The organism is Streptomyces sp. NPDC059477, assembly GCF_042749375.1.
Taxonomy (GTDB): domain Bacteria; phylum Actinomycetota; class Actinomycetes; order Streptomycetales; family Streptomycetaceae; genus Streptomyces.
Genome location: NZ_JBHYUG010000023.1, coordinates 12,917 through 31,697, shown reverse-complemented (window position 1 = coordinate 31,697; position 18,781 = coordinate 12,917). Strand labels below are relative to the sequence as shown.

General features: G+C 68.4%; 20 protein-coding genes. 8 read left to right on the top strand and 12 right to left on the bottom strand.

Annotated elements, in window-relative coordinates:
- Positions 1-19: 19 nt before the first annotated feature.
- The 3 genes from pyk to pta form a co-directional block, all read right to left on the bottom strand.
- Entirely contained in the window at positions 20-1,450 is a 1,431-nt protein-coding gene (pyk, locus tag ACFXAZ_RS14725; RefSeq protein ID WP_384589737.1) for a pyruvate kinase, read from the bottom strand.
- Positions 1,451-1,560: 110 nt separating this feature from the next.
- Positions 1,561-2,850: an acetate kinase gene (locus ACFXAZ_RS14720; protein WP_384589734.1), complete on the bottom strand. Its 1,290-nt coding sequence runs from the start codon at positions 2,848-2,850 to the stop codon at positions 1,561-1,563.
- On the bottom strand, positions 2,847-4,937 hold the full coding sequence (gene pta, locus ACFXAZ_RS14715; protein ID WP_384589731.1) for a phosphate acetyltransferase: 2,091 nt from the start codon (positions 4,935-4,937) through the stop codon (positions 2,847-2,849). Before pta ends, ACFXAZ_RS14720 begins: the two co-directional genes overlap by 4 nt.
- 251 nt (positions 4,938-5,188) lie before the next feature.
- Between pta and ACFXAZ_RS14710 the strand changes: the two genes are divergently transcribed.
- Complete coding sequence (locus ACFXAZ_RS14710) at positions 5,189-6,214, top strand: ATP-dependent 6-phosphofructokinase (protein ID WP_382685575.1); 1,026 nt, start codon at positions 5,189-5,191, stop codon at positions 6,212-6,214.
- Positions 6,215-6,233: 19 nt separating this feature from the next.
- On the opposite strand, the gene ACFXAZ_RS14705 is transcribed toward ACFXAZ_RS14710, so the two are convergent.
- From ACFXAZ_RS14705 to ACFXAZ_RS14680, 6 genes are all read right to left on the bottom strand, one after another.
- Positions 6,234-7,061: a carbohydrate ABC transporter permease gene (locus tag ACFXAZ_RS14705; protein ID WP_384589728.1), complete on the bottom strand. Its 828-nt coding sequence runs from the start codon at positions 7,059-7,061 to the stop codon at positions 6,234-6,236.
- Between the two features lie 5 nt (positions 7,062-7,066).
- Complete coding sequence (locus tag ACFXAZ_RS14700) at positions 7,067-7,957, bottom strand: carbohydrate ABC transporter permease (protein ID WP_384589899.1); 891 nt, start codon at positions 7,955-7,957, stop codon at positions 7,067-7,069.
- A gap of 82 nt (positions 7,958-8,039) precedes the next feature.
- On the bottom strand, positions 8,040-9,455 hold the full coding sequence (locus ACFXAZ_RS14695) for an extracellular solute-binding protein (RefSeq protein ID WP_384589725.1): 1,416 nt from the start codon (positions 9,453-9,455) through the stop codon (positions 8,040-8,042).
- Positions 9,456-9,944: 489 nt separating this feature from the next.
- Positions 9,945-10,292: a hypothetical protein gene (locus ACFXAZ_RS14690; protein WP_384589722.1), complete on the bottom strand. Its 348-nt coding sequence runs from the start codon at positions 10,290-10,292 to the stop codon at positions 9,945-9,947.
- Between the two features lie 144 nt (positions 10,293-10,436).
- Entirely contained in the window at positions 10,437-10,646 is a 210-nt protein-coding gene (locus ACFXAZ_RS14685) for a hypothetical protein (RefSeq protein WP_384589719.1), read from the bottom strand.
- Positions 10,643-11,110, bottom strand: coding sequence for a hypothetical protein (locus ACFXAZ_RS14680; RefSeq protein ID WP_384589716.1), 468 nt, complete (start codon positions 11,108-11,110; stop codon positions 10,643-10,645). Before ACFXAZ_RS14680 ends, ACFXAZ_RS14685 begins: the two co-directional genes overlap by 4 nt.
- A gap of 477 nt (positions 11,111-11,587) precedes the next feature.
- Here ACFXAZ_RS14680 and ACFXAZ_RS14675 point away from each other — a divergent pair, with 477 nt between their 5' ends.
- From ACFXAZ_RS14675 to ACFXAZ_RS14645, 7 genes are all read left to right on the top strand, one after another.
- On the top strand, positions 11,588-12,427 hold the full coding sequence (locus ACFXAZ_RS14675; protein ID WP_384589896.1) for a helix-turn-helix domain-containing protein: 840 nt from the start codon (positions 11,588-11,590) through the stop codon (positions 12,425-12,427).
- Positions 12,424-12,633 (top strand): DUF397 domain-containing protein, encoded by a 210-nt coding sequence (locus ACFXAZ_RS14670; protein ID WP_384589714.1) that lies wholly within the window; start codon positions 12,424-12,426, stop codon positions 12,631-12,633. Before ACFXAZ_RS14675 ends, ACFXAZ_RS14670 begins: the two co-directional genes overlap by 4 nt.
- A gap of 175 nt (positions 12,634-12,808) precedes the next feature.
- A complete protein-coding gene (locus ACFXAZ_RS14665; protein ID WP_384589711.1) occupies positions 12,809-13,024 on the top strand; it encodes a hypothetical protein in 216 nt (71 codons plus the stop codon).
- A complete protein-coding gene (locus ACFXAZ_RS14660; protein ID WP_384589708.1) occupies positions 13,017-13,520 on the top strand; it encodes a DUF6879 family protein in 504 nt (167 codons plus the stop codon). The genes ACFXAZ_RS14665 and ACFXAZ_RS14660 overlap by 8 nt, the downstream gene beginning before the upstream one ends.
- A complete protein-coding gene (locus ACFXAZ_RS14655; protein WP_384589893.1) occupies positions 13,502-14,347 on the top strand; it encodes a helix-turn-helix domain-containing protein in 846 nt (281 codons plus the stop codon). The genes ACFXAZ_RS14660 and ACFXAZ_RS14655 overlap by 19 nt, the downstream gene beginning before the upstream one ends.
- A gap of 77 nt (positions 14,348-14,424) precedes the next feature.
- Positions 14,425-14,907: a hypothetical protein gene (locus ACFXAZ_RS14650; protein WP_384589705.1), complete on the top strand. Its 483-nt coding sequence runs from the start codon at positions 14,425-14,427 to the stop codon at positions 14,905-14,907.
- Positions 14,908-15,002: 95 nt separating this feature from the next.
- Complete coding sequence (locus ACFXAZ_RS14645; protein WP_384589702.1) at positions 15,003-15,665, top strand: class I SAM-dependent methyltransferase; 663 nt, start codon at positions 15,003-15,005, stop codon at positions 15,663-15,665.
- Positions 15,666-15,711: 46 nt separating this feature from the next.
- Here the strand turns inward: ACFXAZ_RS14645 and ACFXAZ_RS14640 are convergent, their stop codons facing one another.
- From ACFXAZ_RS14640 to ACFXAZ_RS14630, 3 genes are all read right to left on the bottom strand, one after another.
- On the bottom strand, positions 15,712-16,182 hold the full coding sequence (locus ACFXAZ_RS14640; RefSeq protein WP_384589699.1) for an NUDIX domain-containing protein: 471 nt from the start codon (positions 16,180-16,182) through the stop codon (positions 15,712-15,714).
- A 155-nt stretch (positions 16,183-16,337) separates the two neighbouring features.
- Positions 16,338-17,354, bottom strand: a complete 1,017-nt coding sequence (locus tag ACFXAZ_RS14635) for an XRE family transcriptional regulator (protein ID WP_384589696.1) — start codon at positions 17,352-17,354, stop codon at positions 16,338-16,340.
- Between the two features lie 246 nt (positions 17,355-17,600).
- The gene (locus tag ACFXAZ_RS14630; protein ID WP_384589693.1) at positions 17,601-18,539 is read right to left on the bottom strand and encodes an alpha/beta hydrolase family protein; all 939 of its coding nucleotides are present in this window, start codon (positions 18,537-18,539) and stop codon (positions 17,601-17,603) included.
- Between the last annotated feature and the right edge of the window lie 242 nt (positions 18,540-18,781).

The window sequence follows — 18,781 nt, the reverse complement described above, 5'->3', positions numbered from 1 at the left end:
AAAGCCCGTGCCGTGGGCGTCAGTCGCGCTCGCCCTGGCCCAGGTGGTGCACCCGGACCATGTTCGTGGTGCCCGACACCCCGGGCGGGGAGCCGGCGGTGATCACCATGATGTCCCCGGCGTCGAAGCGGTTGAGCTTGACGACCTCGCTGTCGACCAGGTCGACCATCTCGTCGGTGCTGTTCACGAACGGCACGACATGCGGCTCCACGCCCCAGCTCAGCGTGAGCTGGTTACGGGTCGACTCGTCCGTCGTGAAGGCGATGATCTCCGGCTCGGCGCGGTACCGGGACAGCCGCCGGGCGGTGTCGCCGGACTTGGTGAAGGCGATCAGGCCCTTGCCGCCGAGGAAGTCGGCGATCTCACAGGCGGCCCGGGCCACCGAACCGCCCTGGGTGCGCGGCTTCTTGCCCGGCACCAGCGGCTGGAGACCCTTGGACAGCAGCTCCTGCTCGGCCGCCTGGACGATCTTCGACATCGTCTTGACGGTCTCGATCGGGTACGCGCCCACGCTCGACTCGGCGGACAGCATCACCGCGTCGGCGCCGTCCAGGATGGCGTTGGCGACGTCGGACGCCTCGGCGCGGGTCGGCCGGGAGTTGGTGATCATCGACTCCATCATCTGGGTCGCCACGATCACCGGCTTCGCGTTGCGGCGGCACAGCTCGATCAGGCGCTTCTGCACCATGGGGACCTTTTCGAGCGGGTATTCGACGGCGAGGTCACCCCGGGCGACCATCACGGCGTCGAACGCCATCACGACGTCCTCCATGTTCTCCACCGCCTGCGGCTTCTCCACCTTGGCGATGACGGGGACGCGCCGGCCCTCCTCGTCCATCACCCGGTGGACGTCGGCCACGTCCTTGGCGTCCCGGACGAAGGACAGCGCGACCATGTCGCAGCCCATGCGCAGCGCGAACCGCAGGTCGTCGATGTCCTTGTCGCTGAGCGCGGGGACGTTGACGGCGGCGCCGGGCAGGTTGATGCCCTTGTGGTCGGAGACCACACCGCCCTCGATGACGATCGACCTGACCCGGGGGCCCTCGACGTCCAGGACCTTCAGCTCGACATTGCCGTCGTTGATCAGGATCTGGTCGCCGCGCGAGACATCGCCGGGCAGACCCTTGTAGGTGGTGCCGCAGATCGTCTTGTCACCGGGGACGTCCTCGGCGGTGATGGTGAACTCGTCGCCGCGCACCAGCTCCACCGGGCCCTCGGCGAAGGTCTCCAGGCGGATCTTGGGGCCCTGGAGGTCGGCGAGGACTCCGATGGCCCGGCCGGTCTCCTTGGCGGCGGCGCGGACCCGGTCGTAGCGGCCCTGATGCTCGGCGTGGGAGCCGTGGCTGAAGTTGAAGCGGGCCACATTCATGCCGGCCTCGATCAGCGCGACCAGTTGCTCGTGGGAGTCGACCGCGGGGCCGAGAGTACAGACGATTTTCGAACGGCGCATAGGACGATCCTATCGGTTTGTTTCGCCACGGAATATTCCGCCTGGTGGAAGTCGTGGTGGAAGTCGCGATGAGATACAAATGGGCGGCCTGGTGCTCAGCCGAGTATTCGCTAGTTCTTTTCGGAACCGCTCTTTCCGACCAGCGCGTAGGTCTGTGTCGCGATCTCCAGTTCCTCGTCGGTCGGCACCACGGCGACGGCCACCCGGGCGGACGGCGGCGAGATCAGCCGGGGCCCCCGCGCGCGTGCCTCGTTCAGCCCGGCGTCCACCACGATGCCCAGCTCACCGAGGTCCGCGACGGCCGCCGCGCGCACCGGCGCCGCGTTCTCCCCGACCCCGGCCGTGAACGCGATGGCGTCCACCCGGCCGAGCACGGCGTAATAGGCGCCGATGTACTTCTTCAAACGGTGAATGTAGATGTCGAAGGCGAGCCGTGCCTGTTCGTCGCCCTCGTCGACCCGGCGGCGGATCTCCCGCATGTCGTTGTCCCCGCACAACCCGATCAGGCCGCTCCTCTTGTTGAGGAGATTGTCGATCTCGTCGGCGGACATTTCGCCAACACGCATCAAATGGAAGATGACGGCCGGGTCCAGGTCACCGGAACGCGTACCCATCACCAGTCCCTCCAAGGGGGTCAGCCCCATCGAGGTGTCCACGCACCGCCCGGCGCGCACCGCCGACGCCGACGCGCCATTGCCGAGGTGCAGCACGATCACGTTCACGTCCCGCGGCGCCTTTCCCAGCAGCGCGGCGGTCGCCCGGGAGACGAACGCGTGCGAGGTGCCGTGGAAGCCGTAGCGCCGGACGCGGTACCTGTCGGCGGTCTCGGCATCGAGGGCGTAGCGGGCGGCCGACTCCGGCATGGTGGTGTGGAACGCCGTGTCGAACACCGCCACCTGCGGCAGATCCGGGCGCAGCGCCATGGCCGTACGGATGCCGGTGAGGTTGGCCGGGTTGTGCAGCGGGGCCACCGGGATCAGCCGCTCGATCTCGGCGAGCACGGCGCCGTCGATCACCGTCGGCTCGGTGAAGGACCGGCCGCCGTGCACCACCCGGTGCCCGATCGCGGCCAGCTCGGGGGAGTCCAGGCCCAGTCCGTCCCGCGCCAGCTCCGCCGCCACGGCCTTCAGGGCGGCGTCGTGGTCGGCGATCGGGCCGCCGCGCTCGCGGGTCGCGCCGTCCGCCGGGGTGTGCTGGAGCCGGGAGGTCCGTTCGCCGATCCGCTCGACCAGGCCCTGCGCGAGCCGGCCGCCGGCCTGCGGGTCGCCGCCGGGCGCGTGGCTGTCGGGCAGGTCGCTGCCGGGCGTGTCGCCGTCGCACATGTCGAGGAGCTGGTACTTGAGCGACGACGAGCCGGAGTTGAGGACGAGGACACGGGTCGCGGTCGAGGTCGCGGTCACAGCCGGGGCGCCTTCTGGTCGGTGGACTGGGCCTGGATCGCCGTGATGGCGACGGTGTTCACGATGTCTGAGACCAAAGCGCCCCGCGACAGGTCGTTGACCGGCCTGCGCAGCCCCTGGAGCACCGGGCCGACGGCGATCGCCCCGGCCGAACGCTGCACGGCCTTGTACGTGTTGTTGCCGGTGTTCAGGTCGGGGAAGATCAGCACGCTCGCCTGCCCGGCCACCTCGGACTCCGGCAGCTTGGTCGCGGCGACGGTCGGCTCCACGGCCGCGTCGTACTGGATCGGCCCCTCGACGCTGAGGTCCGGACGCCGCTCGCGCACCAGCCGGGTCGCCTCGCGCACCTTGTCGACATCGGCGCCCGACCCCGACGTACCGGTGGAGTACGACAGCATCGCGATCCGGGGCCGGACCCCGAACTGCGCGGCGGTCGCCGCCGACTGGACGGCGATGTCCGCGAGCTGCTCGGCGTCCGGGTCCGGGTTGATCGCGCAGTCGCCGTAGACGAGCACCTTGTCCGCCAGGCACATGAAGAACACGGACGAGACGATCGACGAGCCCGGCTGGGTCCTGATGATCTCGAACGCCGGGCGGATGGTCGCCGCCGTGGAGTGCACCGACCCCGACACCATGCCGTCGGCGAAGCCCCGCTCCACCATCAGCGTGCCGAAGTAGTTCACGTCCGAGACGACGTCGTACGCCAGCTCCACGCTCACCCCCCGATGGGCGCGCAGCGCCGCGTAGCGCTCGGCGAAGGGGTCGCGCAGCTCGCTGGTGGCCGGGTCGATGAGGTGGGCGTCGCCGAGGTCGATGCCGAGGTCGGCGGCGCGCTTGCGGATCTGGTCGACGGGGCCCAGCAGCGTCAGATCGCACACGCCCCGGCGCAGCAGCACCTCGGCGGCGTGCAGCACGCGCGGCTCGGTGCCCTCCGGGAGCACCACCCGGCGCCGGTCGGCGCGCGCCTGTTCCAGCAGCTTGTGCTCGAACATCATCGGCGTGACCCGGTCGCTGCTCGGCGCGCTGACCCGCCCCAGCAGATCGCCGGTGTCGATGTACCGCTCGAACAGGCCGAGCGCGGTCTCCGCCTTGCGCGGGGTGGCCGCGTTGAGCTTGCCCTCCAGGGAGAAGAGCTGTTCGGCGGTCGGGAAGCTGGTGCCGGGCACCGACAGCACCGGGGTGCCCGGGGCGAGCCGGGCGGCGAGGGTGAGGATCTCCTCGCGCGGCACCTCGTTCAGGGTGAGCAGCACCCCCGCTATCGGCGGGGTCCCGGCGCTGTGCGCGGCCAGCGCCCCGATCACCAGGTCGGCCCGGTCGCCGGGGGTGACCACCAGCGAACCCGGGGTCAGGGCGGCCAGGAAGTTCGGCAGCATCGCACCGCCGAACACGAAGTTCAGCGCGTCCCGGGCCAGCCCCGACTCATCGCCGAGGAGCACCCGCGCGCCGAGGGTGTGGGCGATCTGGGAGACCGTGGGCGCGGCCAGCGCGGGGTCGTCGGGCAGCACGTAACAGGGCACCGGGAGCCGGCCGGCGAGCCGCTCGGCGATCTCGTCGCGGTCCTCGCGGGCCACCCGGTTGGTGACCATGGCCAGTACGTCGCAGCCCAGCCCGTCGTAGGCGCGATACGCGTTGCGGGTCTCGGCGAGGACCGACTCGGCACTCTGCTGACGACCGCCCACCACCGGGATCACCGACGCCCCGAACTCGTTGGCCAGCCGGGCGTTGAGGGACAGCTCGTCGGGGAGCTGGGTGCCGGCGTAGTCGGAGCCGAGGACCAGGACGACGTCGTAGTCCCGGGTCACCAGGTGGAAGCGGTCGACCAGGGTGGAGACGAGTTCGTCGGTGCCGCGCTCGGCCTGGAGGGCGGACGCCTCGTGGTAGTCCACGCCGTAGACCGTCGCCGGGTCCTGCGCCAGCCGGTAGCGGGCGCGCAGCAGCTCGAAGAGCCGGTCGGGGCCGTCGTGCACCAGCGGACGGAACACCCCCACCCGGTCGACCTGCCGGGTCAGCAGCTCCATGACCCCCAGTTCGACGACCTGCCGGCCGTCCCCGCGGTCGATCCCGGTCACGTACACGCTGCGCGTCACGTGCGCTGTTCCTCTCTGTCCGGCCTGTTCTGTCCGGCCTGTCCGGTCCATCCGGTAGTCCTCTTGATCTCTTGATCTATTGATCTATTGAGATCTTTGATCTATCGAGATCCATCGAGTGAATCCTCTTGACAGTACTCTCGCAGATGGCTAAGGCGCCCGTCTGTGGTGGTGTACGACACCCACCCCGGGGACGTGGAAGAATCGAAGGCGGCTCACCGGTCTCAACAGCGAGCAGGAGACACAGCACGATGCGTATCGGAGTTCTCACCGCAGGTGGCGACTGCCCCGGCCTGAACGCAGTGATCCGGTCGGTCGTGCACCGGGCCGTGGCCCAGTACGGCGACGAGGTGATCGGCTTCGAGGACGGGTACGCGGGTCTCCTCGACGGCCGCTACCGCGCCCTGGACCTCAACGCGGTCAGCGGCATCCTCGCCCGGGGCGGCACCATCCTCGGCTCCTCCCGGCTGGAGCGCGACCGGCTGCGCGAGGCGTGCGAGAACGCCTCGGACATGATCCGTGACTTCGGCATCGACGCCCTCATCCCGATCGGCGGCGAGGGCACCCTGACGGCCGCCCGGATGCTGTCCGACGCCGGGCTGCCGGTCGTGGGCGTCCCCAAGACCATCGACAACGACATCTCCTCCACGGACCGCACCTTCGGCTTCGACACCGCCGTCGGCGTCGCCACCGAGGCGATGGACCGGCTGAAGACCACCGCCGAGTCCCACCAGCGCGTGATGGTCGTCGAGGTCATGGGCCGGCACGCGGGCTGGATCGCCCTGGAGTCCGGCATGTCCGCCGGAGCGCACGGCATCTGCCTGCCCGAGCGGCCCTTCGACCCGGCCGAGATCGCCAAGATGATCGAGGAGCGGTTCGCGCGCGGCAAGAAGTTCGCCGTCGTCTGCGTGGCCGAGGGCGCCCACCCCGCGCAGGGCACCATGGACTACGACAAGGGCGAGATCGACCAGTTCGGCCATGAGCGCTTCCAGGGCATCGGCACGGCCCTCGCCTTCGAACTGGAACGCCGTCTCGGCAAGGAGGCCAAGCCGGTCATCCTCGGCCATGTCCAGCGCGGCGGCACGCCGACGGCGTACGACAGGGTCCTCGCCACCCGCTTCGGCTGGCACGCCGTGGAAGCCGCCCACCGGGGCGAGTTCGGCCGGATGACCGCCCTGCGCGGCACGGACATCGTGATGGTCCCGCTGGCCGAGGCGGTCACCGAACTGAAGACGGTCCCGAAGGACCGGATGGACGAGGCGGAGTCGGTGTTCTAGACCCCGTACCCCGTACCCCTTACCCCTTCACGGCCCCACCCAGCGCGAACCCACCCCCCAACCTGCGCGCCACCAGCACATACAGCAGGATCACCGGCGTCGAGTAGATGATCGAGAACGCGGCGAGCTGCCCGTACGCCACCATGCCCCGGTTGCCGAAGAACTCGTTGATGCTGACGGCGGCCGGGAGCTGGTCCGGGGTGAGCAGCAGCATGAACGGGACGAAGAAGTTCCCCCACATCATCACGAAGGCGAAGACGGTCACCACGGACACGCCCGGTCCCATCAGCGGCAGCACGATCCGCACCAGGGACTGGAGCGAGGACGCGCCGTCCGTCCAGGCCGCCTCCTCCAGTTCCTTCGGCACCCCGTCCATGAAGTTCTTCATCAGCCAGATGGCGAACGGCAGTTGGGACGCGGCGAAGAAGAAGATCGTGCCCTGCATCGTGTCGATCAGATCGACCCGCACGAACAGTGCGTAGACCGGCACCATGATCGCGGTGATCGGCAGACTCGTCGCGAACAGGATGGTCAGCAGGAACGGCCGGTTGAGACGGGACCGGAACCGGGACAGCGGGTACGCGGCCAGCGCCGCGCACACCACGGTCAGCAGGGTCGCGCCGCCACACAGGATCAGGCTGTTGAGCAGCGGCCGGAAGGTGATGTCCGGGGTCAGTACGGCGTCGAAGTTGCCGAAGGTGAGACCGTCCGGCGCCTTGACCCGCAGGTCGGCGTGCGGATCGACCGCCGACAGCACCACCCAGGCCAGCGGCAGCACGAACGCGGCGGCGGCCACCAGGAGCCCGGCGTCGGCGGCGAGCCGACGGGAGATTCGCTCACGTGCCATGCCCCTCACACCTCCATCCGCAGCAGCCGCATGTAGATGACCGAGAACAGCGAGCCGACCAGGAGCAGCAGCAGGGCCACCGCCGTGCCGTACCCGATCATGCTGTTCTGGAAGGCCTGTTCGTACATGAAGAGCGGCAGGGTCTGGCTCTTGCCGCCCGGCCCGCCCCGGGTCATCACCCAGATCAGCCCGAAGACGGACAGCGTCTGGAGGGTGTTGAGCATCAGATTGGTGCCGATCGAGCGGCGGATCATCGGCAGGGTGATGTGCCACAGCCGCCGCAGGCCACCGGCCCCGTCCATCTCGGCGGCCTCGGTGATCTCCTGGGGGATCTCGTTGAGCGCGGCGGAGTAGACGAGCATCGAGAACGCCGTGCCACGCCACACATTGGCGAAGGACACGGCCAGGATCGGCAGCGTGAACAGCCAGTTCTGGGACGGCAGCTGGAGAAGATCGAGTACGGCGTTGAGGGTCCCTTCCCGGCGGAAGAACGCGTACAGGAGAAACCCGGCGACGACCTCCGGCAGCACCCACGCCGTGACGACGATGCCGCCGACGAGCGTACGGACCGGCTTCGACGCCCGCCGCATCAGCAGGGCCAGCGACAGCCCCAGGGTGTTCTGCCCGATCAGCGACGACAGCACGGTGAAGACGAGGGTCAGCCAGACGGCGTTCAGGAACGCCTCGTCCTGGAACGCCGTACGGAAGTTCTCCAGCCCGATGAACGACGACTCCGCCTGTCCGGTGAGCTGGAGGTCGGTGAAGGCGAGGTAGCCGCAGTAGCCGATCGGCGCGGCGAGGAAGAGGACCAGCAGGAGCAGTGCGGGGGAGAGGGGCAGGAAGCGGGAGACGGTACGGGCCCGGCGGCGCGGCGGCGCGGGAGGGGGCGCGGGGATCTCGTACACCGGCGGCGGGGTCTTGAGGATCGGGCCGCCGTCGGGCGCGGAGGACCCGTCGAGGGAGGCACTGGTCACGACGCTACTTCTCGATCACTTGGTTGTCGGTGACGTCCTTGAGGGTGTCGTCGTAGCCGCGCGCGGCCTCCGCGACGGACAGATCACCGGTGGTGACCCCCTCCATGGCCTCCTGGATCGCCACGGACACCCTCGGGTACGCCGGGTAGGCCGGCCGGTAGTGGGTCGCGGAGACCAGTTCGGTGAAGAACTCGATGCCGGGCTGCGCGGCGACGTACGCGGGATCGGCGGCCACGTCCTCGCGGACGGCGATCCCGGAGTTGGCGATGTACCACTGCTGGGCGTTCGCCTTGGTCTGCATCGTCCTGATGAAGTCGAAGGCGAGGTCGGGGTTGGCCGCCTCGGCCGGAATGGACCAGGTCCAGCCACCGGACATGCTCACCTTGCCGGGTGCCTGCCCGTGCTGGGTCGGCATCGCGGCGAGCCCCAGTTTCTCGGACCACTCGGGCCATTCGTGCCCGCTGCCGGGCAGCCAGTCCTGCGGCAGCCAGGACCCGTCGAGGGCGATGCCGAGCTTGCCCTCGGGCAGCAGCTCGCCGCGCACGCGGGTACCGAAGTTGGGGTCGAGGGCGTCGGAGACGTCGGGGCCCAGCCCCTCCTCGTAGACGGTCTCCACGAAGCCGAGGGCGTCCTTGAAACCCTGACTCCCGGCGACCCATTTCTTGCTGTCTTTGTCGTACAGCGGGTCGTCGCCCCCGTCTCGGCCTGCGCCTGTGCTTGTGCCTGTGCCTGTGCCTGTGCTTGTACCTGTGCCGTAGAGCAGCATCTCGAAGGTCTGCATGGTGGCGGCCTCACCGGCGGGCTTGCCGGTGTAGACGTTGAGCGGGGTGACGCCCGGCACCTTGTCCTTTATGGTGCGGGCGGCGGACAGCACGTCGTCCCAGGTCCTCGGCTGCCAGTCGGCGGGGAGCCCGGCCTTGGCGAAGATTGCCTTGTCGTACCAGAGCCCCCGGGTGTCGGTGCCGTCCGGGACGCCGTACGTCTTGCCGTCCTCGCCCCGGGCGGCGGCCTTCGCCGTGTCGATGAACTGGTCCCAGTCCGCCCACTTCTCCAGATAGGGATCGAGGGGGGTGAGATAGCCGCTGGTGATGTCCGAGTTGATCAGGAAGGTGTCCTCGTAGACCAGGTCGGGGGCGGTCTTCGGGGAGCGGAGCATCTGCTGGAGCTTGGTGTAGTACTCGGAGTCCGCCGCCTTGATCGGCACGAACTCGACCTTCTTCCCCGGGTACTCCTTCTCGAACTGTTCCTTGATGCCGGCGAGGTGAGTGTCCATCACCTTCATGGAGTTGTCCGTGGACTGCTTGAAGGAGACCTTCAGGGTGTCGGGATCACTGCCCGAACCTCCCCCGCAGGCGGTGAGGGAGGCGGCGGTCAGGGTGAGGGCGGCGGTGAGCAGAACGGCGGTGGGGCGCACGGGCATGACCTCCAGCGGAACACTGTGGGGGTGGGGTCCGGCAGGGAGACGACTGCCCGGTGAAGGTAAGAGGGGCGGTCGGGTGCGGTCAATGCGCGTGCGGTGAAGGCTTGCGGGGCCTGCGGGGGTGGTGGACGGGCGGAGCCCGGAGGGCGAGGGGGCTCCGCCCGCCGGGGCGGTCAACGCGGCGTGCTGGGAGGTCGCCCGAACGCGGCACCCGTCGCTGGCATGTGCGGGATTACGGACCTTGCGGGATGGCCCGCCGTGTTCGGGATCCGCGTTGACGCCGTGTCTGCTCGCGTGGGCGTCGCGTCCGCGTGGTTCTTCGAGGCGGCTCCCTGTGACCTACCCGGTGGCAGCCTGCGGCCAGGCGATGAGGACGCCCTGGCTCGGGTGATGGATACCGACCGTGTCGTGATGGGCGCGCATGGTGACGGAGCGGAGGCAATGGACGCTGACCAGCGACAGGTCCACCTCGCCCGTCTTCGATGTGGGCTAGGCCCAGATGTACTCCTCGGCAATCGCACCGTCGTGCCACTTCGCGACGGTGACCATGCGACCGCCACCCTCGAACTCGCCGATGACACAGGTCCACTCACCCGACCCGAAGGCAATGGGATGCGAGGTGATCTGTGTGGGCGTGCCACCGGCCGATTCGACGTAGGCCTTCATGGCGTCGATGTGCTCCTGGACTCCGTGGGTCGGTGGCTGGCCCTTCCAGTCGACCAGGACATCGTCGGTGTGGTGGTGGGCAAACACACCGTCCCAGTCGGCCGTGTTCCATCCGGTGAAATCGAGGTCGTCCATGCCCTTGAGATTGCGGCTGACCTGGTCCTGAGCCATCGGTCCCGCTCCGCTCTCCGCCCCCTTCGTGCGATCCGTACTGATCGCCGGGTTCGGCTCACCCGTACTGCGAGCCTACGAGCGGCCTGTGCGACACGCACCCGCAGTGGCTTCGTGACGCACACGGGCGGCGGCCTTGGGCGGCTACCAGGCTCCGGCTGGTGGGTGGCCGGTGCGGCAGCGGGGGCAGTTGCAGGGGGGCCAGCGGAGGGTGTCGGCGAGGGTGAGGGGGCCGGGTCCGGGCCGGTAGACGCGTGTGCGGGTACGGTCCACGCGCTCGCCGTCGGGCCGGACCCGGTACGTCTCGATGGTCAGGTGGGAGGTGCCCGGGGCGGGCGGGGTACCGGCGTTCATCGGGTGGCCTCGCCGTCAGGGGTGCGCTGGATGACAGCCTTGAGGATGTGGGAGAGGGCCCGCTGGAGTTCCGGGCTGTTTTCGATGGCTTCGTGTTCGGGGTCGGTGTACTGCCAGGTGTGGCAGCCGGGGTGACCGGCGTACAGGATGCACGCCTCGTCCTGGGGGGTCGGCCCGGACAGGGTGTTGCAGTCGGGGACGACCCGGAAGGCGTCGGGGCGCCGGCCGTCCGTCCACTGGGCCCACACCTCACCCTCGCTGGCGTCTTCCAGCTCCCATACGAGGTCGTGGTGGCGTCCGACGGAGTGTTCCTGGAGCAGGCAGCGGAGCACCGGTCGTACGTTGCCGGGGGCGCTGGAGTCGTGGACCGACGCGAACATGGCCGCGATCAGACCGACCGGTGTCAGCGCGGTGGCGCCACAGACCTGGGGCCGGGGCCGGGGTTGTTTGATCAGCGAGACCACACCCCACCTCCCGGCATCGCCCGGGGCGTGGACACGTCCCCGCACGCGGGACCGGCCGGCCCGTCAGTCGCCCGCCGCTGATGCGCCAGGACAAGCCCCAGCCCGCGCAAGCGCTGCCGCTCCTGTTCCTGCCAGTCCCGGATCCGCTGCCGCTCCCGCTCCTGGGCGGCCTCGGGCACCGGGAGGTATGGACGGATTGGCGCGGCCGTACCGGCGTCTGACGCGTCGGGGGAAGCTGCTCCGAGCGGTGGCGGCAACGACCGCGACCGCCGACCGAAGACCAGACGCACACGCTTCACCGCGTCCCGTACCCACAGGCTCAACACCCTTGGCAGGGTGCCCACTTCGCCCACGTTGCCGATTCCCACGCGGACCACTCCTCTCCGTAGTGACTCCACTACCAGGAGCAGTCAGCGTGGCGTAGAGTCAGGGGTAGTTCAACTATGTGAACTGGCAAACAAAGTTGAGGGCATGCCCATGGCAAATCTGAAAGAGCTGAACCCGGACGATGGTCCACGGGAGGCAATGGGGGCGCGTCTCCGCCGTGAACGAGAGAAACGTGGCTGGAAGCAGCGTGAGTTAGCCGCCCGAATGGACTATTCGCCTACGCAGATCTCGCACGTCGAAACTGCTCTGAAGGATGCGACTTTGCGGTTCTGTCGCGCCGTTGATGCCGTACTGGAGCTTGCGGGGACCGATGAGTCCTTCGAGCGCGAGTGGCTGGGGATGAAGTACGGCGCGCTGCTGGAAGGCTTTCCGGGGTTCATCGCGTACGAGGGCCGGGCCGTGGAAATCCGACTGTACGAGGTGGGTGTCATCCCGGGTCTGCTACAGACGGCCGAGTACGCGGTAGTGCTGGCGGACTCGTACGTCGAGCGGGGAGCGATCACGGAGGACCAGGCGCGGGAGCGAACCGATCTGATCGTGACGCGGCAAGCAGCGCTGGTCCGGACACCTCCACCGCTGATCTACGTGGTGCTGGACGAAGGCTGCATTCGCAGGTTCGTCGGGGGACGCGAAGTGATGCGCGCGCAGTACGACCGGTTGCTTGAGTTCGCGGAGCAGCCGAACACGATGCTTCAGATCGCCCCCTTCAGCATGGGGGAACGCCGTCCGTTCGACCTGCCGATAACCTTGCTGACGCTGGCTGACCGTTCGCTCCTGTTCTATGCGGAATCTGCGGCTCGGGGGCATCTCGAACGTGAAGCGAGTTCTGTGGTGCCTACGTTGACGGCCTACCATCAGTTGCAGAAATACGCGCTTCCGCAGGCGGAGTCCGTGGCCATGATCAATGAGGTACGAAAGGGCACCCCGTGACGAGCACGACCGAACCCCGCAACTGGATCAAGTCCTCCTACAGCAACAACGGTGGTCAGTGCGTCGAGTGGGCCCCCGAGAACGTGGCCGCTACCGGCGTTGTCCCCGTCCGGGACAGTAAGCGCGCTGACGGCCCGGTCCTCATGCTCACCCCTGGAGCGTTCGCCGGACTGGTGGCGTTGGCCCGCAGTGCCGATGTCGGCTGAGTACGTCTGTTTCCCTTGAGCCCCGTCCGGTCACGCAAAGCCGGGCGGGGTTCCGGCGTTCTGGGATACCTGGGCCGCTTTCCCGTTCTGGAAAGCTCAGGATCTTGACCGTGATCCGAGGGGTCGAGAGCATCGGTACAAAGCGTGACCGACGACCGACGACCAAGGGGAAGCCATGGGCGGAGCGTTACGGAAGCTCTCCGGAGACCCGGACTGCAAGAACGGCACCTGCCCAACCCTGTGGGGCACGGAGGATCGGGAGAACTACGTGGTCCAGGGGTACATCGAGACGGATCCCGGGCGGCTGGCACAGTTGGCGCTGCCCGACGGTGAAGCCGCAGTGATCGTCCCCGCCGCAGTGCTTGAGGAGTACTTCCGTGCTCGTGGGTGAGGAGTTTGGCCGTCTCTTCGAGACCTTCGAACGGACCGCGTTCCGGCTGGAGACGCTGGACGTGTACGACATCGAGGAGGAGCGCGAGGAGATCGCGCGGTTCCTGGCCGGTGCGGACATGGGCCCGGAGTGGGCGGACAACCCTTGGGTGCGGTCGATGACCGACAAGGGCAAGCGGGTCTCCCGGGTTCATGTGCTCAGATCGCCGCTCACGGACTACCTTCGGTACGAGCTGTCCGCTTACCCCGGCAACATCAAGGCCGGGGAGGACATCGGCATCATCGACCTGACCGAGCAGGCGGTCGCGGGCCTGGCCGACCACGACTTCTGGCTCTTCGACGACCGGGACGTGTACCGGATGCACTACACGGAGGCGGGCGCGTTCGTCGGTGGTGAACTGCTGTCGCCGGACAGGCTCACGGAGTACCGGGGGTACCGCGACCGGGCCCTGACCGCCGCCGTGCCGTTCGCCGCGTACTGGGAGCGACACCGCTGACCGACTCAATCGGCACTGCTCTGCGGGCACTGCGTCACGCGTCCGGACGGACGGGGGACGTGGTGGCCCGTAGGGCTTCCATGTCGGCGGGCAAGCTCTCAAAGATCGAGAACGGCAAGGTCCGGCCAACAGTCCAGGATGTTGACCTGATCTTGACGGCCCTCGGTGTCTCCGATGACGCCAAGGAACAATTCCTCACCGCTGCTCGGGCGGCGGCCACAGAAGAGACCGCATGGCGTGTCCTGCGACGCATGGGCCCATGGAAGCACCAGAGGACCATCCGGGCCATCGAGGCCGGCACCCAGAGACTCAGACTGTTTCAGGGACAGCTCATTCCCGGTCTGCTCCAGACCCCGGAGTACGCGTCGGCAGTATTCAGCCTGCCTCCAGCGCTGCCGGAGGAGACACACACGAAGACAGTCGCCGCCCGGTTGGAGCGCCAGGCCGTGCTGCACACCCCTGGGCGTACCTTTCACTTCCTGATCTGTGAACACGTACTGCGCTGGCAGATCGGCGATCCGGTAGTCATGGCACTACAGCTCGATCGGCTCCTGTCCCTGTCCCGGCTGACTGGAATCCGTCTCGGCATCGTGCCCCAGGCAGGGAGGAAGCCGGACTTCCCGATGACGTGCTTCAGCCTCCATGACGATCGTCTCGTGATCGTGGAGACATTCCACTCGGAGGTCACCACTCGTGATCCGAGAGATGTACAGCTGTACGCCGACACATTCGACAGATTCGCTGCGGTCGCCGTATACGGGGACGAGATGAGAACTCTGGTGGAGCGCATCCGAGACGGATTCTTGCCGCAACAGGAAAGAAACTAGAAGGAGTTCCACCCTGGACAGAGGATGGTGTGCGACGAACCGCAATGCACCACTCCGCCAGCAGGAGGATGCGCAGGATGAACACAGCAGTCCAGACGCGGACCCGTGACCCGCGTACGATTCTGAACGCGCTGGAAGAGCGCGTTCCGCACCTCGTGGCCGATGTGGGCGTGGCCGACCTGTGGGAACGGGAGGTTCGCCTCCTCCTCCGGGACAGCGTGGCTGTGCGCAGCCTGGCGGAACGCATCCTCGGGCAGGGCATTGCCTATGTCGTCACCGCCATGGAGAACCCCGGTACGGATATGGGCGTCGGGTACACCGTGGACATCGGTGTTCACCAGCTCATCCTCGACACCCCCCTCTACTTCGCCCTGTGCGACGCCCACAACAACGGCCGATACAAGCACCACGCGCCGTTGATCGAGCGGCGTCGTGACGGGGTCGTGGAGCGTACGGCCCGGCTGATGCGCGCGAACGGGTTCGCTGTCGACGACGAACTGTGGGAGACGGACGCCTCCGACTGCTCACCGTGCAACGACAAGGTCCCCGACAGCCACTGAACCGGCGGTACGGTCACAGCCCCCGTCCTCTCCCGACGCATTCGAGGACGGGGGCCGCAGTATTGCCAAACCTCACCCATCAGAAGGACGCTTCGTTGCCAGCCCGACACGATATCGACAGTGAACGCGAACTCTGGGACACCTACGCAGAGAGCACCAAGGACAAGGTGTTCGAATCCGAGCCCGTGTTTTGTTGGACGCAGTACGCCGGACATGGGCCCGGTCCCGAACTGCTGGGAGACCCGGAAACCGTACTGGAAATCGGGTGCGGCACAGGGCGGGCACTTGCCTACCTAGCACAACAAGGCGTGAAGGCGACGGGGTTGGATCTTTCTCCTGTCATGACCGGCAACACCACGAAACGGTGGGGCCCTCTTGGAGCGCAGTTCATCTGCGCCGAAGTGCTGGATCATCTGAGGACCAGTCACGAGTCCTACGACGCCGTTTATTCGATCTTTGGGGCTGTGTGGTTCACTGACCCGGCAAAGCTACTTCCCTTGATCATTTCCCGATTGAATCCGGGCGGAGTGCTCGCATTCTCCCACCCGCCGGCCATCCCCGGGGCGTATGGACCGCAGGGAATGTACAAGGGCGGATTCGCGGCCAAAGCCATGTATGCGTACCGGTACAGCTACACCCCCCGGAGATGGGTGAGCCTCCTGACCAAAGCCGGATTCCGGGAAGCCGAAGTGCGAGTATGGGAGGCTCCGACCCAAGGGCACATCGGCACATTGATTGCGCGTGCGGTGATGCCCTAAGAGCCTGGAGCCCAGCGCAGGTTCGCCGCCACCGCGACCCGCGAGGTCAGCCGAGATAAGGCCGCTCACGCTGCTCCAGGAAGTGACGGATCCGGAGCCGCTGAGTGTGGTGCATCGGCAGTTGATCGATCTCCGACGGCTGGACGAACCGCAGCTCCGTGGACTCGTCCGAGATCGCGAGTCGGCCGCCGGTCACGCGGGCGGTGAAGCAGACGTTGAACTGTCGGCGCACTTCACCGTCCGAGTAGGCGATGACATGGCGAGGGTCGGTGTAGGTGCCCACGAGGCCGGTGATCTCCACGTCCAGACCCGTTTCCTCCTTCACCTCCCGGACGGCCGTTCCCGGCAGGGAGTCGGTCATCTCCAGGCCGCCGCCCGGTAGTGCCCAGAGATCGTTGTCCCGGCGGCGCTGAAGGAGCACGCGGCCTTCGTCGTCGGTGACCACGGCGGACGCGGCGACCACCAGACTGTTCGGCTCCGGTGCGGCTGGGTCGTCGTAGTACTCGGTTCGTGCCATGGTCACCCTTCTTTTGTCGGGGTCGCGATCTCCCACACCGCGTCGAAGCTGCTGGTGCAGGTGTCGAACATGCCGCCCTCTCCGCTGCGCCGAAGATTGTGGCCCCTGGACACGACGCTGGTCGTGGTGCGGGTCTCCGCTCGGGCATGGACCGGTCAGAAGGTGAGGCTGGAGCGGGCGGCCAAGCTCCGTAGCTCGGTGGTGGTCCGGCCCGAGACGAGCAGGCCCTGGACCATGGCGCGCACGGCGGGCCGGGTGTGGGTCTCCTGCGGGGCCATGCGTTCGGCGGCCAGCAGGGCGCGCACGCAGTCGTCCCGCCGTCCCGATGCCGCGTAGGCGGTGGCCACGTCGCTGTAGTAGCGGGCCTGCCGCTCCACCGTCGGAAGCTGCCCGGGGTTCAGGGCCTTGGCGGCCGTCAGGGCGCGGCTGGGGTCGCCCGCGGAGTTCTCGGCAGAGACGAGGTGGAGTTGGACGGTGGCGGGGGAGAAGCCGCCGTGCTGGCGGAGCCGGGTGGTGCCGCGCAGGGCGGTGGCGATGGCCACGGCCTCGCCGGTCAGCTCCCGCATCCCGTCGGCGTCGCCGGCGCGGGCGGCGGTGTAGGCGGCGGACTGGACGAGGAGGCCGCGTTGGGCCGCGCCGTCCGGGCCGGCTGTGCGAAGCGCGGGGTCGGCGGCGGCGGCCAGTGCGATGGACAGCGCCTGGTCGTGCCAACCGGCGCGGCGTGCCAGCACGGCGAGCTGCCGGGCGGCCTCCGCCGACTGCATCGGGTCGCCCGTCGAGCCCGCGTACTGGCGGGCGCGGTCGGCGGCCATCCACCCCAACTGATGCTCGTCCAGCTTCACGAGCATCCGGGTGGCGAGGACGTAGGCGCGGGCGAGACTGGTGTCGGTGCCGTCGGCATGGCCGGTGCGGATGGCGGCCGGGAGCAGGACCGCCAGCGCGGTGTAGTCGCAGGCGTGGAACGCCGAGAGCGCCCGCTTCACGAGCGTGTCCGGGAGTTCCGTACCAGGCGGGCGGGTGCCGATGCCCAGCATGGCGTCACGGAGTCCGGCCACCAGGGCGTCGCCGGCGGCGGCGTCGGTCTCAGGCGGAGGGCCTCCGGAGGGGAGGGGAATTCCGGCTGCGGCGGCGGCCGTGACCGCCAGGCCACCCAGCAGGCGTCGTCGCCTCACGGGGTCGTCTCCTTCTCGTTCCGCTGGGCGCAGGTCGGGGGAAGTCCGGCGCGGCCATGGTCCCACGGCCCCGGACCGGCCGCCCGCACTCTCCGCAGGCGCCGATGCGGGAACGGAGGGCGTCAGGCCCAGCTCGACGGGGTCGATCCCGAGTACGGTCGCGAACCCGCGCAGGACGTCGATGTCGGTCAAGGGGGTCAGGCCTCGCTCGTAGCTGAGAACGGCAAGGTGCGGCGGTCCCAGAGGTTACTTGGATTCGAGTCGTCCCAGCGGGTGGCCGTCGGTGAGGACCTTCTGGGCCCGCTCCCAGTCGGTGTGGTCGATTCCGGTGATGTGGCGCAGGTAGGCGAGGGTGACCTGTTGGACGAGAGCGACTCGGGCGGGATCCTCGTCGGTGGTCTCCGCCGACCGATAGCCGGAGATGCCGCCGAGGAAGTGCTCGGCGCCGTGGACGGTGAGAAGGCTCTTGTTGCCGTGGCTGAGGGTGTAGGGGTCGGTCGTCCAGGCCGGTCCCCGGGTGGAGAGCGGGAGGTCGTCCCTGTCGCCGGCGACGACGAGTCCGGGGGCGGTGATGTGGGAGAAGTCCTGGTCGCGCAGCCAGGGAAGGTTCTCGTGGGCGAAGGGGGTCAGTTCGTCGCCGCCCTTGCCGGCGGTGGCCAGCTGGATGCTGGCCATGACCCGGGGGTCCGAGAGGTCCTCGGCGGTGCCGGTGTCCGGGTCCTTGACGCGCAGGCCCACCAGGATGCCCGCGGTCTGGCCGCCGAAGGAGTGACCGGCCGCGACGACACGGCTGTGGTCGACCCGGTCGGCCAGGCCCGGCACGGACGCCTCCAGAGTCCCCAGCTCGTCCAGGATGTGCCGCATGTCGCGCACCCGCTGGCGCCACATCCGGGGCCTGCGGGGATCGTCCGCGGCCAGGCCGAGCCGCTTGGAGTCCAGGTGGGTGGCCCGGACGACCACGAAGCCACGGGAAGCCCAGTGGTCGACCAGCGGCGCGTAGCCGTCCAGGTCCGAGCCGAACCCATGGGCGAACAGCACGACGGGCAGACCGGTGCCGGTGACCGGGGCGGAGACGCGTACGTGCAGGTCCTCACCGCGCCGCGGGTCGGGCAGCACAAGAGGCTTGACCGATACGGTCGGGGTGGGCTCGGGACCGGTGAGACCGGTCGCCTGGTACGTGGTCATGCGATGCCTTTCAGGTGTGGCGCGAGGTTCAGGCTGCCTTGAGGTTGAGGCCGCGCTCAGCGGTCAGGTGAGGTGAGGCGAGCGGGCTTCGTCCGGGCTTGCTCATCGAAGGGATGAATCACCCGGTACCGGGCACGTCAGCTACGCTAGAACCTCACGTTGACGTGAAGGGCAAGGGTCTGTGACTCAGGTCATGAGATCTCTTGCTCAGGTCATGAGACTTGCTCAGGTCATGAGAAGGG